This is a genomic window from Klebsiella sp. Shm-1 (assembly GCF_040804525.1).
In the GTDB taxonomy this organism is placed as follows: domain Bacteria; phylum Pseudomonadota; class Gammaproteobacteria; order Enterobacterales; family Enterobacteriaceae; genus Klebsiella; species Klebsiella pneumoniae.
Window position 1 is genome coordinate 779169 of record NZ_CP161823.1, and the last position, 19847, is coordinate 799015.

General features: G+C 57.2%; 18 protein-coding genes and 1 other RNA gene. 15 read left to right on the plus strand and 4 right to left on the minus strand.

The genetic code is table 11. From position 1 onward, the window contains the following. The first annotated feature begins 269 nt into the window (after window positions 1–269). The 7 genes from tkt to AB1E37_RS03895 all read left to right on the plus strand — a co-directional run bounded on the left by tkt (window position 270) and on the right by AB1E37_RS03895 (window position 8746). On the plus strand, window positions 270–2261 hold the full coding sequence (gene tkt / locus AB1E37_RS03865) for a transketolase (RefSeq protein WP_004174438.1): 1992 nt from the start codon (window positions 270–272) through the stop codon (window positions 2259–2261). A gap of 384 nt (window positions 2262–2645) precedes the next feature. Beyond that, on the plus strand, window positions 2646–3674 hold the full coding sequence (gene epd, locus AB1E37_RS03870) for an erythrose-4-phosphate dehydrogenase (RefSeq protein ID WP_002916512.1): 1029 nt from the start codon (window positions 2646–2648) through the stop codon (window positions 3672–3674). A gap of 39 nt (window positions 3675–3713) precedes the next feature. Then, entirely contained in the window at window positions 3714–4877 is a 1164-nt protein-coding gene (gene pgk, locus AB1E37_RS03875; RefSeq protein ID WP_002916508.1) for a phosphoglycerate kinase, read from the plus strand. 97 nt (window positions 4878–4974) lie between these two features. Then, entirely contained in the window at window positions 4975–6054 is a 1080-nt protein-coding gene (gene fbaA / locus AB1E37_RS03880) for a class II fructose-bisphosphate aldolase (RefSeq protein WP_004144748.1), read from the plus strand. A 190-nt stretch (window positions 6055–6244) separates the two neighbouring features. Next, complete coding sequence (locus AB1E37_RS03885; RefSeq protein WP_002916504.1) at window positions 6245–7102, plus strand: small-conductance mechanosensitive channel MscS; 858 nt, start codon at window positions 6245–6247, stop codon at window positions 7100–7102. Window positions 7103–7253: 151 nt separating this feature from the next. Then, the gene (gene argO / locus AB1E37_RS03890; protein ID WP_004144747.1) at window positions 7254–7889 is read left to right on the plus strand and encodes an arginine exporter ArgO; all 636 of its coding nucleotides are present in this window, start codon (window positions 7254–7256) and stop codon (window positions 7887–7889) included. 89 nt (window positions 7890–7978) lie between these two features. Next, on the plus strand, window positions 7979–8746 hold the full coding sequence (locus AB1E37_RS03895; RefSeq protein ID WP_002916499.1) for an oxidative stress defense protein: 768 nt from the start codon (window positions 7979–7981) through the stop codon (window positions 8744–8746). 53 nt (window positions 8747–8799) lie between these two features. Here AB1E37_RS03895 and argP read toward each other — a convergent pair whose 3' ends face one another. After that, window positions 8800–9693 (minus strand): DNA-binding transcriptional regulator ArgP, encoded by an 894-nt coding sequence (gene argP, locus AB1E37_RS03900; RefSeq protein ID WP_002916497.1) that lies wholly within the window; start codon window positions 9691–9693, stop codon window positions 8800–8802. A 167-nt stretch (window positions 9694–9860) separates the two neighbouring features. On the opposite strand from argP, the gene rpiA reads away from it, so the two are divergent. Both rpiA and serA read left to right on the plus strand, forming a co-directional pair. Next, entirely contained in the window at window positions 9861–10520 is a 660-nt protein-coding gene (gene rpiA, locus AB1E37_RS03905) for a ribose-5-phosphate isomerase RpiA (protein ID WP_002916495.1), read from the plus strand. Between the two features lie 269 nt (window positions 10521–10789). Beyond that, entirely contained in the window at window positions 10790–12022 is a 1233-nt protein-coding gene (gene serA, locus AB1E37_RS03910; RefSeq protein ID WP_002916493.1) for a phosphoglycerate dehydrogenase, read from the plus strand. A gap of 83 nt (window positions 12023–12105) precedes the next feature. Here the strand turns inward: serA and AB1E37_RS03915 are convergent, their stop codons facing one another. From AB1E37_RS03915 to zapA, 3 genes are all read right to left on the minus strand, one after another. Then, on the minus strand, window positions 12106–12702 hold the full coding sequence (locus tag AB1E37_RS03915) for a 5-formyltetrahydrofolate cyclo-ligase (RefSeq protein ID WP_004144746.1): 597 nt from the start codon (window positions 12700–12702) through the stop codon (window positions 12106–12108). A 98-nt stretch (window positions 12703–12800) separates the two neighbouring features. Continuing rightward, window positions 12801–12984: non-coding RNA, 6S RNA (ssrS, locus tag AB1E37_RS03920), on the minus strand. Window positions 12985–13025: 41 nt separating this feature from the next. Then, entirely contained in the window at window positions 13026–13355 is a 330-nt protein-coding gene (zapA, locus tag AB1E37_RS03925) for a cell division protein ZapA (RefSeq protein WP_002916488.1), read from the minus strand. A 166-nt stretch (window positions 13356–13521) separates the two neighbouring features. On the opposite strand from zapA, the gene AB1E37_RS03930 reads away from it, so the two are divergent. The 6 genes from AB1E37_RS03930 to gcvH all read left to right on the plus strand — a co-directional run bounded on the left by AB1E37_RS03930 (window position 13522) and on the right by gcvH (window position 19759). Continuing rightward, window positions 13522–14100 carry a YecA family protein gene (locus tag AB1E37_RS03930; protein ID WP_002916486.1) on the plus strand — a complete coding sequence of 193 codons (579 nt, stop codon included), beginning with the start codon at window positions 13522–13524 and terminating at the stop codon, window positions 14098–14100. A 23-nt stretch (window positions 14101–14123) separates the two neighbouring features. Beyond that, window positions 14124–15440 carry a Xaa-Pro aminopeptidase gene (gene pepP / locus AB1E37_RS03935; protein ID WP_002916483.1) on the plus strand — a complete coding sequence of 439 codons (1317 nt, stop codon included), beginning with the start codon at window positions 14124–14126 and terminating at the stop codon, window positions 15438–15440. After that, window positions 15437–16615, plus strand: a complete 1179-nt coding sequence (ubiH, locus tag AB1E37_RS03940) for a 2-octaprenyl-6-methoxyphenyl hydroxylase (RefSeq protein ID WP_021440702.1) — start codon at window positions 15437–15439, stop codon at window positions 16613–16615. The genes pepP and ubiH overlap by 4 nt, the downstream gene beginning before the upstream one ends. Window positions 16616–16625: 10 nt before the next feature. Then, a complete protein-coding gene (ubiI, locus tag AB1E37_RS03945; RefSeq protein WP_002916481.1) occupies window positions 16626–17828 on the plus strand; it encodes an FAD-dependent 2-octaprenylphenol hydroxylase in 1203 nt (400 codons plus the stop codon). Between the two features lie 422 nt (window positions 17829–18250). Beyond that, a complete protein-coding gene (gcvT, locus tag AB1E37_RS03950; protein ID WP_002916480.1) occupies window positions 18251–19345 on the plus strand; it encodes a glycine cleavage system aminomethyltransferase GcvT in 1095 nt (364 codons plus the stop codon). Between the two features lie 24 nt (window positions 19346–19369). Continuing rightward, a complete protein-coding gene (gcvH, locus tag AB1E37_RS03955; RefSeq protein WP_002916479.1) occupies window positions 19370–19759 on the plus strand; it encodes a glycine cleavage system protein GcvH in 390 nt (129 codons plus the stop codon). The last annotated feature ends 88 nt before the right edge of the window (window positions 19760–19847 follow it).

Below are 19847 nucleotides of genomic sequence, written 5' to 3' on the forward strand. Positions count from 1 at the left end.
CCACAATCTTATGGTTGTTTATCCGAAAATACGGCGACGGCAGGGAACCGTATTCTGCGTAAATTATAAAGAGTATCGCAGGATGCGGGCGAGCGGATTCCGGCGTAGCACAACCTGTTCCAGAGATTTCTTAAAGGGCAAAAGGATGCTCCATGTACATGACTTGTCGCTTGGGTTACATTGTTCACACTTTTTTCCGGCGTAGCCCAAAACGCGCTCTCGTCAAGTCGTTAAGGGCATGGCCTTCAACAGTCCGAACTGGAGTCAAAATGTCCTCACGTAAAGAGCTTGCTAACGCTATTCGTGCGCTGAGCATGGACGCTGTACAGAAAGCCAAATCCGGCCACCCGGGGGCCCCGATGGGTATGGCTGACATTGCCGAAGTGCTGTGGCGTGATTTCCTGAACCATAACCCGAACAATCCGGCCTGGGCTGACCGTGACCGTTTTGTGTTGTCAAATGGCCATGGTTCGATGCTGATTTACAGCCTGCTGCACCTCACTGGCTACGATCTGCCGATTGAAGAGCTGAAAAACTTCCGCCAGCTGCACTCCAAAACCCCGGGTCACCCGGAAGTCGGCTACACCGCAGGCGTGGAAACCACCACCGGTCCGCTGGGCCAGGGTATCGCTAACGCGGTCGGGATGGCTATCGCCGAGAAAACCCTGGCGGCGCAGTTCAACCGTCCGGGACACGATATCGTCGACCACTACACCTACGCCTTCATGGGCGACGGCTGCATGATGGAAGGCATTTCTCACGAAGTGTGCTCCCTGGCCGGTACCCTGAAACTGGGTAAACTGGTGGCGTTCTATGATGACAACGGCATCTCCATCGACGGCCACGTTGAAGGCTGGTTCACCGACGACACCGCGAAACGCTTTGAAGCCTACGGCTGGCACGTGGTGCGCGGCGTGGACGGTCACGACGCTGACGCCATCAAACGCGCGGTAGAAGAAGCGCGGGCGGTCACCGACAAACCGTCCCTGCTGATGTGCAAAACCATCATCGGTTTCGGTTCGCCGAACAAAGCCGGTACCCACGACTCCCACGGCGCGCCGCTGGGCGACGCCGAAATCGCCCTGACCCGCGAAGCGCTGGGCTGGAAACACGCGCCGTTTGACATCCCGTCTGACATCTATGCCCAGTGGGATGCCAAAGAAGCCGGCCAGGCGAAAGAAGCCGCATGGAACGAGAAGTTTGCGGCTTACGCCAAAGCCTTCCCGCAGGAAGCAGCCGAATTCACCCGCCGTATGAAAGGCGAGATGCCGTCTGACTTCGACGCGAAAGCTAACGAGTTCATCGCGAAGCTGCAGGCCAACCCGGCGAAAATCGCCAGCCGTAAAGCCTCGCAGAACGCCATCGAAGCCTTCGGCCCGCTGCTGCCGGAATTCCTCGGCGGCTCCGCAGATCTCGCGCCGTCCAACCTGACCCTGTGGTCTGGCTCTAAGCCGATCAACGAAGACGCTGCCGGGAACTACATCCACTACGGCGTGCGCGAGTTCGGTATGACCGCTATCGCCAACGGTATCGCGCTGCACGGCGGCTTCCTGCCGTACACCTCCACCTTCCTGATGTTCGTGGAATACGCGCGTAACGCGGTACGTATGGCCGCGCTGATGAAACAGCGTCAGGTGATGGTCTACACCCACGACTCCATCGGTCTGGGCGAAGACGGCCCGACTCACCAGCCGGTAGAGCAGGTGGCTTCCCTGCGCGTGACCCCGAACATGTCCACCTGGCGTCCGTGTGACCAGGTTGAATCCGCGATTGCGTGGAAATATGGCGTGGAGCGTCAGGACGGCCCGACCGCGCTGATCCTCTCCCGTCAGAACCTGGCGCAGCAGGAGCGTACCGCAGAGCAGCTGGCGAACGTGGCCCGCGGCGGTTATGTGCTGAAAGATTGCGCCGGCCAGCCGGAGCTGATCTTCATCGCCACCGGTTCAGAAGTGGAGCTGGCGGTTGCCGCATGGGACAAACTGACTGCCGAAGGCGTGAAGGCGCGCGTGGTTTCCATGCCGTCCACCGACGCGTTCGACAAGCAGGATGCGGCTTATCGCGAATCCGTACTGCCGAAAGCCGTGACCGCGCGCGTTGCCGTGGAAGCGGGTATCGCTGACTACTGGTTCAAATACGTTGGCCTGAACGGCGCTATCGTTGGCATGACCACCTTCGGTGAGTCTGCGCCGGCTGAGCAGCTGTTCGAGGAGTTCGGCTTCACCGTTGATAACGTGGTCGCTAAAGCGAAAGCGCTGCTGTAATCGCTGGTACGGTGCGGGCTGATGCCCTCACCCCAACCCTCTCCCACAGGAGAGGGTGCAAACACCAAAACGGTAACCCCTGGGTTACCGTTTTGCTTTTATCTCGCCACCCGGCTTTTTTGTATCTGCTATTCCTGAACCATGTAATACGGTTGTAAATTATTCCAGCAAAAATGTGATGTGAGTCATATAGCTGGTTTATTGCGCTGGACAAACATTCCTTTTATTCCTCATTTCGCTTATTCTAGCTGAAGCGTTTCAGTCGTTTAAATGTTCGACAATTAATCAATCAGTCGCAGTTTGCAGCTGGTAAGGTTCCCCTCAGAGCGTTGCTGGATTACTCTGTCAGCCACCTCATAACAGGGACAGCCTTGCAGGAGATCTATGACCATTCGCATCGCGATTAATGGCTTCGGTCGCATTGGACGCAACGTGGTTCGTGCTCTATATGAATCCGGGCGTCGTGCGGAAATCACCGTGGTGGCAATCAATGAGCTGGCGGATGCCGCGGGCATCGCGCATTTATTGAAATATGACACCAGCCATGGCCGTTTCGCCTGGGATGTCCGTCAGGAGCGCGAGCAGCTGTTTGTTGGCGACGATGCCATCCGTCTGCTGCATGAGCCGACCATTGCGGCGCTGCCCTGGCGCGAACTGGCGGTGGACGTCGTGCTTGACTGTACCGGGGTATACGGGAGTCGTGAACACGGTGAGGCCCATCTTCAGGCGGGGGCGAAAAAAGTGCTCTTTTCCCACCCCGGCGGCAACGACCTCGACGCGACGGTGGTGTACGGCGTAAATCAGGATGAACTTCGCGCCGGGCATCGCATTGTCTCCAACGCCTCCTGCACCACCAACTGCATTATTCCGATCATTAAACTGCTCGATGACGCCTATGGCATTGAGTCCGGCACCGTCACCACCATTCACTCGGCGATGCATGACCAGCAGGTGATTGACGCTTATCATCCGGATCTGCGGCGTACCCGCGCGGCCAGCCAGTCGATCATTCCGGTGGATACCAAACTGGCGGCAGGGATCACCCGTATTTTTCCGCAATTTAACGACCGTTTTGAAGCGATTGCCGTGCGGGTGCCGACGATTAACGTGACGGCAATTGACCTGAGCGTGACGGTGAAAAAACCGGTAAAAGCATGTGAAGTCAACCAGTTGCTGCAAAAAGCAGCACAAGGTGCATTTCATGGTATAGTTGACTATACGGAATTACCGTTGGTCTCGACAGATTTTAACCACGATCCGCACAGCGCCATCGTCGATGGTACGCAAACCCGGGTCAGTGGCGCGCATCTGATCAAAACGCTGGTCTGGTGCGATAACGAATGGGGCTTTGCTAACCGAATGCTCGACACGACGTTAGCGATGGCGGCTATTGGTTTCAGGTTCGACGCGTAAACGTCGACAAAACTTTATGAATCAACGAGAGGATTCACCATGTCTGTAATTAAGATGACCGATCTGGATCTGGCTGGTAAACGCGTTTTTATCCGTGCGGATCTGAACGTACCAGTTAAAGACGGGAAAGTAACCAGCGACGCACGTATCCGTGCATCTCTGCCGACCATTGAACTGGCGCTGAAGCAGGGCGCGAAAGTCATGGTTACTTCTCACCTGGGTCGTCCGACCGAAGGCGAGTACAACGAAGAATTCTCTCTGCTGCCGGTTGTTAATTACCTGAAAGACAAACTGTCCAACCCGGTACGCCTGGTTAAAGACTACCTGGACGGCGTGGAAGTGGCTGCCGGTGAACTGGTGGTGCTGGAAAACGTTCGCTTCAACAAAGGCGAGAAAAAAGACGACGAAGAACTGTCTAAGAAATACGCTGCGCTGTGCGACGTGTTCGTGATGGACGCTTTCGGTACTGCGCACCGCGCGCAGGCTTCCACCCACGGCATCGGCAAATTTGCTGACGTGGCGTGCGCAGGCCCGCTGCTGGCCGCTGAACTGGACGCGCTGGGTAAAGCGCTGAAAGAGCCAGCTCGTCCGATGGTCGCTATCGTTGGTGGTTCTAAAGTGTCCACCAAACTGACCGTTCTGGATTCCCTGTCTAAAATCGCTGACCAGCTGATCGTGGGCGGCGGTATCGCTAACACCTTCGTTGCCGCTCAGGGCCACAACGTCGGTAAATCCCTGTACGAAGCAGATCTGGTTGATGAAGCCAAGCGCCTGCTGGGCACCTGCGATATCCCGGTTCCGACCGACGTTCGCGTAGCGACCGAGTTCTCCGAAACCGCAACGGCAACCCTGAAGTCTGTTAACGACATCAAAGATGACGAGCAGATTCTGGACCTTGGCGACGTTTCCGCACAGAAACTGGCTGAAATCCTGAAGAACGCCAAAACCATCCTGTGGAACGGCCCGGTTGGCGTATTCGAATTCCCTAACTTCCGTAAAGGGACTGAAATCGTGGCTAACGCTATCGCGGACAGCGAAGGTTTCTCCATCGCCGGCGGCGGTGACACCCTGGCAGCGATCGACCTGTTCGGCATCGCTGACAAAATTTCCTACATCTCCACTGGCGGCGGCGCATTCCTTGAATTCGTCGAAGGCAAAGTCCTGCCGGCAGTAGCGATGCTCGAAGAGCGCGCTAAGCAGTAATTCAGTTCAGGCGGGGAAACCCGCCTGTTTTTCAGCGCGCTTAAGGGCTCGCGAACCTTCTTCAACGGTCGAAGATACAGATACAGGACTAAGTAACATGTCTAAAATTTTTGATTTCGTAAAACCGGGCGTCATCACTGGCGACGACGTTCAGAAAGTGTTCCAGGTAGCGAAAGAAAACAACTTTGCACTGCCGGCGGTAAACTGCGTAGGTACTGATTCCATCAACGCCGTTCTGGAAGCTGCAGCGAAAGTTCGCTCTCCGGTTATCGTTCAGTTCTCTAACGGCGGCGCAGCGTTCATCGCAGGTAAAGGCGTGAAAACTGACGTTCCTCAGGGTGCTGCTATCCTCGGCGCTATCTCTGGCGCCCACCACGTGCACCAGATGGCTGAACACTACGGCGTGCCGGTTATCCTGCACACTGACCACTGCGCGAAGAAACTGCTGCCGTGGATCGACGGCCTGCTGGACGCCGGTGAAAAACACTTCGCCGCTACTGGCAAACCGCTGTTCTCTTCCCACATGATCGACCTGTCTGAAGAGTCCCTGCACGAAAACATCGAGATCTGCTCTAAGTACCTGGCTCGCATGGCCAAAATGGGCATGACCCTGGAAATCGAACTGGGCTGCACTGGCGGTGAAGAAGACGGCGTGGATAACAGCCACATGGACGCTTCCGCCCTGTACACCCAGCCGGAAGACGTGGATTACGCCTACACCGAGCTGAGCAAAATCAGCCCGCGTTTCACCATCGCCGCTTCCTTCGGTAACGTACACGGCGTGTACAAACCAGGTAACGTAGTTCTGACCCCGACCATCCTGCGCGACTCTCAGGAATATGTTTCCAAGAAACACAACCTGCCGCACAACAGCCTGAACTTCGTGTTCCACGGCGGTTCCGGTTCTTCCGCTCAGGAAATTAAAGACTCCGTCAGCTACGGCGTGGTGAAAATGAACATTGATACCGACACCCAATGGGCAACCTGGGACGGTATCCTGCAGTATTACAAAGCGAACGAAGCTTACCTGCAGGGCCAGCTGGGCAACCCGAAAGGCGAAGACCAGCCGAACAAGAAATACTACGACCCGCGCGTATGGCTGCGTGCTGCCCAGACTTCCATGGTGACTCGTCTGGAGCAGGCATTTAAAGAGCTGAACGCGATCGACGTTCTGTAAGAAAAATCTGTTTCTTACCCGGAAGCCCGCAGCAATGCGGGCTTTTTTATTATCTTAACAACAGGATAGCGCGGCAGAAAACTGTGATCCATTTGGCAAAACGTGCACTTATTGTTTACCCTATAACCTGACTGCCCTGTCGCAGGCTGAGTTATTTACTTCCCCCCAGGGGATTCATAAGGAATGTTAAATGGAAGATTTGAACGTTGTCGATAGCATCAACCACGCCGGGACGTGGCTGGCACGCAACCAGGAGCTGCTGCTGAGCTATGCCGTCAACATCGTCGCGGCTATCGCTATCCTGATCGTCGGGATGATCGTGGCGCGCGTCGTCTCTAATACCGTCAACCGCCTGATGCTGGCGCGTAAAATTGACGCTACCGTGGCCGATTTTCTCTCTGCGCTGGTGCGCTATGCGGTTATCGCCTTTACGCTGATTGCCGCCCTGGGGCGGGTAGGCGTGCAGACCGCCTCGGTGATTGCGGTGCTGGGTGCTGCCGGTTTGGCGGTGGGTTTAGCGCTGCAGGGATCGCTGTCGAACCTTGCCGCAGGCGTACTGCTGGTGATGTTCCGCCCGTTCCGCGCTGGCGAGTATGTCGACCTTGGCGGCGTGGCAGGTACGGTGTTGAACGTGCAGATTTTCTCCACCACCCTGCGTACCGCGGACGGTAAAGTAGTGGTGGTCCCGAACGGGAAAATCATCGCCGGCAATATCATTAACTTCTCCAGGGAGCCTGCGCGTCGCAATGAGTTTATTATCGGCGTCGCTTACGATGCTGATATCGACAAGGTAAAGCAGCTACTGACCTCGATTATCGAATCTGACGATCGAATTCTGCGCGATCGGGAAATGACCGTTCGTCTGAACGAACTCGGCGCCTCGTCGGTGAACTTCGTGGTGCGCGTGTGGAGCAAAAGCAGCGATCTGCAAAACGTCTACTGGGATATCCTCGAGCGTATCAAGCGTGAATTTGACGCCAACGGCATCAGCTTCCCTTACCCGCAGATGGATGTTCATGTGGTGCGCCTGCCGGAAAAAGCAGAGTAAACCGCCTCTCAATAACTTAGGCCGGCCATGCCGGCCTTTTTCAATAGCTCATCATTAGTTGTTCTAATTAATGATTAATTCTTTCAATTTCCGCTAATAATTCATTCGCGCTATAGTCAGCGCCACTCTCGAACTCAGCGGATAAATCCTTATGTTTACTTATTACTTTCAGGGGCTTGCCCTGGGAGCGGCTATGATATTGCCGCTTGGCCCACAAAATGCCTTTGTGATGAATCAGGGGATCCGTCGTCAGTATCATCTGATGATTGCCCTGCTATGCGCGGTCAGCGACTTGCTGTTAATCTGCGCTGGCATTTTCGGCGGTAGCGCACTGCTGATGCAATCCCCGTGGCTGCTGGCGCTAGTGACCTGGGGCGGCGTGGCCTTTTTGCTGTGGTATGGCTTCGGCGCATTGAAAACGGCGTTCAGTCAGAGTCTTGAACTCGCCAATGCAGAGGTAATGCAGCAGGGGCGCTGGAAAATCATTATCACCATGCTGGCGGTGACCTGGCTTAATCCGCACGTTTATCTGGACACCTTTGTGGTGTTAGGCAGCCTGGGAGGTCAGCTGGCGGTGGAGCCGAAGCGCTGGTTTGCGCTAGGGACCATTAGCGCCTCTTTCCTGTGGTTCTTTGGCCTGGCGCTGTTAGCCGCCTGGCTGGCGCCGCGACTGCGTACCGCCAGAGCCCAGCGGATCATCAATATTGTGGTCGGCGCCGTCATGTGGTTTATTGCGTTTCAGCTGGCAAGAGAAGGCGTCAGCCATATCCAGGCGTTGCTTAACTAAGCGTTGTCCGATGGACTTTCCTGCTGTACGCGCTAAGCTTGCTGGCATGCGTCCCGTAAGGGCGATTTAAGTAACATGGAGAAACGACAGTGAAGTTAAAAGTCTTAGCCCTGGCGGCAACACTCGGATTGACCACGATGGCGGCACAGGCCAGCGAATTGCCGGATGGCCCGCACATTGTGACTTCAGGCACAGCAAGCGTTGCCGCGGTTCCGGACATCGCCACCCTGGCGATCGAAGTGAACGTGTCGGCAAAAGACGCCGCGTCGGCAAAAAAACAGGCTGACGATCGCGTTGCGCAATATCTCTCTTTCCTCGAAAAGAGCGGTATTGCTAAAAAGGACATCAACTCGGCGAATCTGCGTACCCAGCCTGATTACGACTATCAGAACGGGAAAAGCATTCTGAAAGGCTATCGCGCGGTGCGCACAGTGGAAGTGACCTTGCGCCAGCTGGATAAACTCAACGGTCTGCTGGATGGCGCCCTGAAAGCGGGTCTCAACGAGATTCGCTCCGTCTCGCTGGGCGTTGCGCAACCGGACGCCTACAAAGATAAAGCGCGTAAAGCGGCGATCGACGACGCCGTGCATCAGGCGCAGGAGCTGGCCGCAGGCTTCCACAGCAAGCTGGGTCCGGTGTACAGCGTGCGCTACCATGTCTCCAACTATCAGCCGAGCCCGATGGTTCGCATGATGAAGGCCGCTGACGCTGCGCCGGTTTCTGCCCAGGAAACCTACGAGCAGGCGACTATCCAGTTTGACGACCAGGTCGATGTAGTCTTTGAGCTGCAGCCGGCGCAAGCCGCTGCTCCAGCCACCCCGGCGAAACCGGCGGAAACGCCGAAACCGGCCCAGTAAGCGATAGAAACAAAAAAGCCACTTCAGCGAAGTGGCTTTTTTATGCCCGCGGTTTAATCCTGACGCAGCACCTTGTGTCCGTAGTCAATGAGCGCATCGGTCACCCGGCGCATCATGCGGCTTTCCGGGGCGAAGCGGTGCCAGTAGAGCATGCGGCGCTGGAACAGGCCCGGGGTGAGATCGATAAGTTCGCCGCTGTTGAGCTCTTTTTCGATCTGCAGATGCGGGATCATACAGCAGGTGGTGCCCTGGCGCGCCAGCTGCACGAAAGCTTCCGACGAGTTGACGATGTGGCAGGGGACGCTGCCCGGCGGCAGGTCGAAGTTTTGCTGCAGGAACGCCTGATGCATATCGTCCAGATGGTCGAAGGCGACGACTGGCGCCTTAAGCAGCGCCGAACGCGTCACGCCATTCGGGAAATAGCGTTGCGCAAACTCTTTTGATGCGACAAACAGGTAATCGAGCGCCCCCAGCTGATCCACCAGGCAGCTTGGCAGCGCCTGCGGCTGGATACTCACTGCGCCCACTACTTCGCCACGGCGCAGGCGCTCCTGGGTGCGGGTTTCATCTTCCACCTGCAGGTTGAGACGAATAGGGGAGTCTGACAGAACGTTGGCCAGCGCCGGCAGCAGCCAGGTCGCCAGACTGTCGGCGTTCACCGCCAGCGACAGCAGCAGCGGCGTAGAGCCGGTTTGTTCATCGCCCAGCCATTCTTCCTCCAGCAGTTCAACCTGGCGCAACAGAGCCAGCAGTTTCTGTCCTTGCTCGGTGGGGCGCGGCGGCACGGTACGCACCAGCAGCGGCTGGCCAAACATATTTTCCAGCTGCTTAATACGCTGTGAGACGGCGGACTGGGTAATACATAGCTTCTGCGCGGCGCGCTCAAATCCTCGTTCCCTAATCACCGCATCCAGCGCTTGTAGTGTCCTGTAGTCCGGTCGTTTCATTATTCTGGCGTGCCCCCATAACTAATCGTTATCTCGCACTATGACATAAATTTTTATTTGATACAGACGAAATTGGTCTGTTCAGTTGTGTGATCTGCATCGCAGGGACATTTCCACTATCGATGTTCTATAATGCGCCACAGGCATTCACATCTCGGACCAGAATTATGACGCAGGATGAACTGAAAAAAGCGGTAGGTTGGGCAGCACTGCAATATGTACAGCCAGGGACTATTGTCGGCGTAGGCACCGGCTCGACGGCGGCCCATTTTATTGACGCGCTGGGCACCATGAAGGGGCAGATCGAAGGGGCGGTTTCCAGCTCCGACGCCTCCACCGAGAAGCTGAAAAGCCTCGGGATCACCGTCTTCGATCTTAACAGCGTCGATCGCCTGGGGATCTATGTTGACGGCGCGGATGAGATCAACGGCCATATGCAGATGATCAAAGGCGGCGGCGCGGCGCTGACCCGTGAAAAGATCATCGCCTCGGTCGCGGATAAATTTATCTGCATCGCCGACGCCTCCAAGCAGGTCGATATTCTGGGCAAGTTCCCGCTGCCGGTGGAAGTCATTCCGATGGCGCGCAGCGCCGTGGCGCGTCAGCTGGTCAAGCTGGGCGGCCGTCCAGAGTACCGTCAGGGCGTGGTGACCGATAACGGCAACGTGATCCTTGACGTGCACGGCCTGGAAATTCTTGATGCGATCGCGCTGGAAAACGCGATCAACGGTATTCCTGGCGTCGTCACCGTGGGACTGTTCGCCAACCGTGGCGCCGACGTGGCGCTGATTGGCACTGCCGACGGCGTGAAGACCATCGTAAAATAGTCTGTCCGCAGGGAGCCGACCGGCTCCCTCGCAAATATTTTTTCACCAGGTGCAATTTGGTGACTTCTGTCACATTTATGCAACCATTCTGATTTACACGCTACCATTTCTTCTCTTTCTGGTGTTTTGTCCTGCGATTTCCCTCTGGATGACATTTCTTCAGGACGGCGACGCAAACGTTCATATTGCCGCGATAGTTTTTTTTGATATGTTGCTGAGACGAACTTTCGTTCAGCACGACATCAGTTAAGACAAAACAGGACGGGGAAATGGCTAAGGTATCACTGGAAAAAGACAAGATTAAATTTCTGCTGGTTGAAGGTGTGCATCAAAAGGCAATCGATAGCCTTCGCGCAGCGGGTTACACCAACATTGAATTTCATAAAGGCGCGCTGGATTCAGAACAGCTGAAAGCGTCGATCCGTGATGCCCATTTCATCGGCCTGCGTTCCCGTACCCATCTGACTGAAGAGATTTTCGCCGCAGCGGAAAAACTGGTTGCCGTCGGTTGCTTCTGCATCGGGACCAACCAGGTCGATCTGAACGCCGCTGCGAAGCGCGGTATTCCGGTGTTTAACGCGCCGTTCTCTAACACCCGCTCGGTGGCCGAGTTGGTGATCGGCGAACTGCTGCTGATGCTGCGCGGCGTGCCGGAAGCCAACGCCAAAGCGCACCGCGGGGTGTGGAACAAGCAGGCGGTCGGCAGCTTCGAAGCGCGTGGTAAAAAGCTGGGCATCATCGGTTACGGCCACATCGGTACCCAGCTTGGCATTCTGGCGGAATCGCTGGGAATGCACGTCTTCTTCTATGATATTGAAAACAAACTGCCGCTCGGCAACGCCACTCAGGTACAGCATCTCTCCGACCTGCTGAACATGAGCGATGTGGTCAGCCTGCACGTGCCGGAAAACGCCTCTACCAAAAATATGATGGGCGCGGAAGAACTGGCGCTGATGAAGCCGGGCGCGCTGCTGATCAACGCCTCCCGCGGTACCGTGGTGGACATTCCGGCGCTATGCGATGCGCTGGCCAGTAAGCATCTGGCCGGGGCGGCTATCGACGTCTTCCCGACTGAACCTGCGACCAACAGCGACCCCTTCACTTCGCCGCTGTGCGAGTTTGATAACGTGATCCTCACACCGCATATCGGTGGCTCCACTCAGGAAGCGCAGGAGAACATCGGTCTGGAAGTAGCTGGCAAGCTGGCGAAATACTCTGACAACGGGTCAACCCTGTCGGCAGTTAACTTCCCGGAAGTTTCTCTACCGCTGCACGGCGGCCGCCGTCTGCTGCATATCCATGAGAACCGGCCGGGCGTCCTGACCGCAATCAACCAAATCTTCGCCGCGCAGAGCATCAACATTGCCGCCCAGTATCTGCAAACGTCGCCGCAGATGGGCTACGTGGTGATTGATATTGAAGCGGAAGAAGATGTTGCCCAGCAGGCGCTGCAGGCAATGAAAGCGATCCCGGGGACTATCCGCGCCCGTCTGCTGTTCTAATCATTTTTGCCTCTCGGGCAGGTCGCGTACCTGCCCGTTTTTTTGTTAATACTTTCCAGGCTGAATTTTTCGTCCCCGCGTACCTACCAACACCAGGTTTTTCCCGGGGTGATGACCGCCGGCAGCGGGATATCCCACTCTTCGCTCGGCAGGCTATCCACCTGCTGGCAGTCGTGCGCGTAGCCCACCGGCTGCAGGCGATACTGCTGCCAGTTTTGCAGCGTCCGGTCGTAAAAACCGCCGCCCATTCCCAGCCGTTGGCCACTGACATCGAAGGCCACCAGCGGGGTCACCAGCACATCGAGTTCAGCCAGCGGCAGCACATCCCGCACATCGAGCTTCGGTTCGCGGATCTTCAGGCGATTCACGATCAGTTGGCTCTGCGGATGGTAGTGTAAAAACAGCAGATTGCCGGGGCTAAAGGGATGCAGCACCGGGAGATATACCCGCTTGCCGGCGCGCCAGAGCTGGTCGATCAGCGGCTGGGTGTCCAGCTCGCCGTCAAAGGAGAGAAACAGCGCCACGTTGTGAGCGAGAACTATCGGCGGCCAGGCCATCATCCGCTCGGCGGCCTGTTGGGCAAACAGGCGCTGTTGCTCCGGGCTGAGTGCGCGTCGACGATCGCGGATCTGCTGGCGAATATGCTGACGGGAGAGCAGGGTATCGGGCTGTATAGTCATGCAGGTCTCGTTACGGGCTGGCGAAACAATAGGAGCAAGTGTAATACAGGGCGGCTTCAGCCGAAAACACGTATGGGGGATGATGCGAAGTAAAGAAGGGAATCTCCGAGATGCCGCCGCAGGCTGTAACCCTTGAACCCTTGGTTCAAGGTGAATGTGTCGTCACGGTTTTAAGGCTTCTCGGACGAACCGAGCATGCTCACCAACCGTGGAGCGCCACATTCTTGTGGTATGAAATATCGGCTCAGGGGACTGGCCCGCTTGCAAACATCTCAGAGAAATTTTGTTCTTGCGATTACTCTAACACAGTTAACTGCAAAGTGTTATTCAAACTTCGACCCTGGCTTTTCGCTTATGCGACCTTGCTCAAGCAATGCTTGTTCGATGGTCTGCTGAAGCATGCGAATGCGCTGCTCCATGCTGGAAGCGTAGTCGCGGGTCTTCGCTTTTTCCTGAGTCAACTCATAGCTGATGTTCAACGCCGCGATGAAGACCAGCTGCTCAGTATTTGTGACTCTAGTGCGTTCTTTTAAATCTTGCAACCGCTGATTAAGGTCTTCAGCTGCCTGATTCAGGGCATCCCTTTGTTCAGGCGGGCAATTCACTCGCAGTGAACGGCCGAAAATTTGGAGATCTACGGGTTGTGCAGACATGCCACCTTCCTGCTGATTGACTGCGCTGCCTTCACACCCTGGCCCGGGTCTGCGAAGGGGCGACACTATAGCTACCCTGGTGCGAAGATACAAGCCCTATTCTGGTTCACCAGGGTCCAAAGTGGTAGCATACCATGAATATTCCTCCCAACGATGACGAATGCGCATGTCTATACAGAACGAAATGCCTGGTTACAACGATGTAGACCAGTTACTGAACCAACAAGGGGTAGGTCTCACCCCGGCCGAAATGCACGGTTTGATCAGCGGATTGCTGTGCGGCGGCAACACGGACAGCAGCTGGCAGCCGCTGGTGCACGACCTGACCAACGAAGGTCTCGCCTTTGGCCATGAACTGGCTCAGGCGCTGCGTAACATGCATTCCGCCATCAGCGATTCACTGGATGACGACGGTTTCCTCTTTCAACTGTATCTGCCGGAAGGCGATGCGGTGAGCGTCTTTGACCGTGCCGACGCCCTCGCCGGTTGGGTCAACCACTTCCTGCTTGGTCTTGGCGTTAGCCAGCCGAAGCTGGATAAAGTGAAGGATGAAACCGGGGAAGCGATTGACGATCTGCGTAATATTGCCCAGCTGGGCTACGATGAAGACGAAGATCAGGAAGAGCTGGAGATGTCTCTGGAGGAGATTATCGAGTATGTCCGCGTTGCCGCACTGCTGTGCCACGACACCTTTGCCCGTCAGCAGCCAACCGCACCGGAAGTCCGCAAACCGACATTACACTAACTAAAATTCGTTCAGGGGGCGTCATGACTCAGCAGGAATTTCTATCGCGTCGCCAGACGCTGTTGGCGCAGATGCAGCCAGGCAGCGCGGCGCTGATTTTCGCCGCACCGGAAGCGGTGCGCAGTGCAGATTCGGAATATCCCTACCGGCAGAACAGCGATTTCTGGTACTTCACCGGCTTTAACGAACCGGAAGCGCTGCTGGTGTTGATTAAAAGCGATGAAACCCACAACCATAGCGTGCTGTTCAACCGGGTTCGCGATCTTACCGCTGAGATCTGGTTTGGACGCCGTCTGGGCCAGGAGGCCGCGCCGGCGAAGCTTGGCGTCGACCGGGCGCTGGCGTTCAGCGAAATCAACCAGCAGCTGTATCAGCTGCTCAACGGTCTGGACGCGATCTACTTCGCCCAGGGTGAATATGCCTATGCCGATGAGATTGTGTTCAACGCCCTCGAAAAACTGCGCAAAGGCTCGCGCCAGAATCTGCAGGCGCCGAACTCGGTTATCGACTGGCGGCCCATTGTGCATGAGATGCGCCTGTTTAAATCCGCGGAAGAGCTTGCCGTGATGCGCCGCGCCGGGGAGATCACCGCGCTGGCCCATACCCGGGCGATGGAAAAATGCCGCCCTGGCATGTTCGAATATCAGCTGGAAGGTGAAATTCTCCATGAATTCAACCGCCACGGGGCACGTTTCCCCTCCTATAACACCATCGTTGGCGGCGGCGAAAACGGCTGTATTCTGCACTACACCGAAAACGAATCTGAACTGCGCGACGGCGATTTAGTCCTGATTGACGCCGGCTGCGAGTATCGCGGCTATGCCGGGGACATTACCCGCACCTTCCCGGTAAACGGTAAATTTACCCAGCCGCAGCGCGAGATCTACGACATTGTGCTCGAATCGCTGGAGACCGCGCTGAAACTCTATCGGCCGGGCACCTCGATCTGTCAGGTCAACCAGGAAGTGGTGCGCATTATGATTACCGGCCTGGTGCGGCTGGGGATCCTGAAAGGCGAGATTGACGAGCTTATCGCCAACAACGCCCACCGCCCGTACTTTATGCATGGCCTGAGCCACTGGCTGGGTCTGGATGTGCACGATGTCGGTAATTACGACACCGACCGTTCGCGCGTCCTGGAGCCGGGAATGGTGCTGACCGTCGAGCCGGGACTGTATATCGCCACCGATGCCGACGTGCCGGCGCAGTATCGCGGCATCGGCATCCGTATTGAAGATGACATCGTGATTACCGAAGACGGTAACGAAAATCTCACTGCCGGCGTGGTGAAGAAGGCGGATGAGATCGAGGCGCTGATGGCGGCGGCGCGCCAGTCATGAGCGTGCTGATCGTCGGCGGCGGGATGACCGGGGCGACGCTCGCGCTGGCCATCTCCCGTTTGACCGGCGGCGCGCTGCCGGTCCACCTCATTGAAGCGCAGGATCCGCATTCTTCACGCCACCCTGGCTTTGACGACCGGGCGATCGCCCTGGCTGCGGGCACCTGCCAGCAGCTGGCGTGTATCGGTATCTGGCAACGCCTCGCCGAACGCGCGACGCCCATCCAGCGAGTACACGTCAGCGACCGCGGTCATGCCGGGTTTGTGAATCTGGCGGCCGCGGATTATGGCCTGTCGGCGCTGGGCCAGGTGGTTGAACTCCACGATGTCGGCCAGCGGCTGTTTGGTCTGCTGCGCGAGGCGCCGGGCGTCACGCTGCACTGTCCGGCGAAAGTGGAAGCGGTCAGTCGCAGCCAGGAGAGCGTCAGCCTTACGCTTGAGGGCGGCGAAATCATTAACGGTAAGCTGCTGGTGGCGGCGGACGGTTCCCGTTCGGCACTGGGCGCCCGCTGCGGCATCAGCTGGCAGCAGCAGCCGTATGAGCAGATAGCGATCATTGCTAACGTCAGCACCGCGTTGCCCCACGAAGGTCGCGCCTTCGAGCGCTTTACCGAGCATGGCCCGCTGGCGATGCTGCCGATGTCGCAAGGGCGCTGCTCGCTGGTGTGGTGTCATCCGCAGTCGCGCCGCGATGAGGTGCAGAGCTGGTCTGACGAACGCTTTTGTCAGGAGCTGCAGCAGGCATTCGGCTGGCGGCTGGGGCGTATTACCCACGCCGGGAAGCGCAGCGTTTATCCGCTGGCCCTCACCACCGCCAGCCGCGCGGTGTCGCACCGCCTGGCGCTGGTCGGCAACGCGGCGCAGACGCTGCACCCGATCGCCGGGCAGGGCTTTAATCTCGGCCTGCGCGATGTGATGAGCCTGGCGGAATTACTCGCTGACGCCCATCTCAGCGGCGAAGATGTCGGTCATTATCCACTGCTGTGCCGCTATCAGGCGCGCAGGGCAGGGGATAAAGCCGCCACCATCGGCGTGACCGATGGGCTGGTGCATCTGTTTGCCAACCGTTGGGCGCCGCTGGTGGCGGGGCGCAACGTCGGTCTGATGGCGATGGAATTATTTACCCCGGCGCGCGATGCGCTGGCGCAGCGTACCCTCGGTTGGGTTCCCCGTTAAGGAGTAGAACGTGCAAAGTGTTGATGTTGCCATTGTTGGCGGTGGAATGGTGGGGCTGGCGGTAGCCTGCGGTCTACAGGGTAGCGGCCTGCGCGTCGCAGTGCTGGAGAAAGCAGAGCCGCGACCGCTGGCCGCCGATGCGCCGCCGGCGCTGCGCGTTTCGGCAATTAATGCCGCCAGCGAAAAGCTGCTGACAAAGCTGGACGTCTGGCGCGAGATCGTCGCCCAGAGGGCCAGCTGCTATCACGGTATGGAAGTGTGGGATAAAGACAGCTTTGGCCACATTAGCTTCGATGACCAGAGCATGGGCTTTAGCCACCTTGGCTATATTATCGAAAATGCCGTAGTGCATCATGCATTGTGGCAGAAGGCGCAGCGTTGCGCTGACGTTACCCTGCTGGCTCCGGCGGAACTTCAGCAGGTGGCGTGGGGCGAGAATGAAGCCTTTCTCAGCCTGCAGGACGGCAGCATGCTGACCGCGCGGCTGGTGATCGGCGCCGATGGTGCCAATTCATGGCTGCGCAATAAAGCCGATATTCCGCTGACCTTCTGGGATTACCATCATCATGCGTTGGTGGCGACCATCCGTACCGCTGAGCCGCATCAGGCGGTGGCCCGCCAGGCGTTCCATGGCGACGGGATCCTCGCCTTCCTGCCGCTCAGCGATCCGCACCTGTGCTCGATCGTCTGGTCGCTATCGCCGGGGGAAGCGCAGCGGATGCAGCAGGCTGATGAAACCACCTTCAACCAGGCGCTGAATATCGCGTTCGATAATCGCCTTGGCCTCTGCCAGCTGGCAAGTGAACGTGAAGTTTTCCCGCTGACCGGCCGCTATGCCCGTCAGTTTGCCGCCCACCGACTGGCGTTGGTCGGCGATGCCGCGCATACCATCCATCCGCTGGCCGGGCAGGGGGTCAACCTCGGTTTTATGGATGCCGCCGAGCTTATTGACGAGCTGAAGCGCCTGCACGCTCAGGGCAAAGATATCGGCCAGCATCTTTATCTGCGCCGCTACGAGCGCAGCCGCAAGCACAGCGCGGCGCTGATGCTGGCGGGCATGCAGGGCTTCCGCGAAATGTTCTCCGGGAGCCATCCGGCGAAGAAATTTCTTCGCGATGTGGGACTCAAACTGGCCGATACGCTGCCTGGCGTGAAACCGCAGCTGATTCGCCAGGCGATGGGCCTCAACGATCTGCCTGCCTGGTTACGTTAACCGCGTCACACTTCTTTCACCCGGCCTGGGCGCCGGGTTTTCCCCCTCATTTGAAATATTCTAATTTCACCTCTTTTTTCGCATTAGATTTATTAATGCGTCCTTTTTTTTGTTAAAGAAATTAGAGCCGTAAAATCGCATAAAACACCATCATTACCTAATTGTCGCGCCGTTAATGTTAATTTTATGTGGCGTAAATCGCTTTTTTCTAGTCAATAACTCTGTAGGCTTTTCGGCGGATTTTAGCCATAAGCTAATGTGATGCCCTGAATGAGCTTATGGTTTAGCGCCGGGTTCGGTGGTAAGTTCAGGCCAAAGAGAACGTTTGCGTCGGCGTCCGTCAGCGATGCCGACGCCGAATTTCATGGCGCAAAATCGCCGACAATTTCGTGGCTGGTTCCGTTTTATTCGATGAGGAAAAGATGGCTCAACAGACTCCGTTGTATGAACAACACACGCTGTGCGGCGCGCGCATGGTGGATTTCCATGGCTGGATGATGCCGCTGCATTACGGGTCCCAGATTGATGAGCACCATGCGGTGCGCGGCGATGCAGGGATGTTCGATGTGTCGCATATGACCATCGTCGATTTCCACGGCAGCCGGATCCGCGAGTTCTTGCGCTATTTGCTGGCCAACGATGTGGCGAAGCTCACCACCCCGGGCAAAGCGCTCTACACGGGAATGCTTACCGCCTCCGCCGGCGTCATCGATGACCTGATTGTCTATTTCCTTTCTGAAGATTATTTCCGCCTCGTTGTTAACTCCGCCACCCGCGAAAAAGACCTCGCCTGGATCTCCGAACAAGCTGAACCTTACGGCCTTGAAATTACCGTTCGCGACGATCTGTCGCTGATCGCGGTGCAGGGCCCCCAGGCGAAAGCGAAGGCGGCGACGCTGTTTACCGACGCTCAGCGTCAGGCCGTGGAAGGCATGAAGCCGTTCTTCGGCGTGCAGGCCGGCGACCTGTTTATCGCCACCACCGGCTATACCGGCGAAGCGGGTTATGAAATTGCGATGCCGAACGAGCAGGCGGCTGATTTCTGGCGCGGTCTGCTGGACGCTGGCGTTAAGCCGTGCGGTCTTGGCGCGCGCGACACCCTGCGCCTGGAGGCCGGGATGAACCTGTACGGCCAGGAGATGGACGAAGGCGTTTCCCCGCTGGCGGCGAACATGGGCTGGACTATCGCCTGGGAGCCCGCCGATCGTAACTTCATCGGCCGCGAAGCGCTGGAGATGCAGCGCGAAAAAGGCACCGAGCAGCTGGTTGGCCTGGTGATGACCGAGAAAGGCGTCCTGCGCGGTGGTCTGCCGGTCCGTTTTACCGATAGCGACGGTAATCAAAAAGAAGGCATTATCACCAGCGGCACCTTCTCGCCGACGCTGGGCTACAGCATCGCGCTGGCTCGCGTGCCGGCCGGGATTGGCGACACCGCGGTGGTGCAAATCCGTAACCGTGAAATGCCGGTTAAAGTGACTAAACCTGGTTTTGTACGCAATGGCAAAGCCATTGTGTGATTTCCCTTTTTTGGAGATGAATTGATGAGCAACGTACCAGCAGAACTGAAATACAGCAAAGAACACGAGTGGCTGCGTAAAGAAGCGGACGGTACCTATACCGTAGGGATCACCGAGCACGCGCAGGAGCTGCTTGGCGATATGGTTTTCGTTGACCTGCCGGAAGTGGGCGCCACCGTTGAAGCGGGCGCCGATTGCGCGGTTGCCGAATCCGTGAAGGCGGCCTCCGATATCTACGCGCCGATTAGCGGTGAAATCGTTGCCGTCAACGAAGAGCTGAACGACTCTCCGGAACTGGTCAACAGCGACCCGTATACCGACGGCTGGATCTTCAAGATCAAAGCCAGCGACGAAGCGCAGGTTGCCGCGCTGTTGGATGCCGCCGCGTATGAAGCTTTACTGGAAGACGAATAAATACGCTTCATCCTTCACGCTGCAGGGGCGTTGGCTTCCTGGCTCCCCCCGGTCACTTACTTTTGTAAGCTCCCGGGGAGTCGCTGTG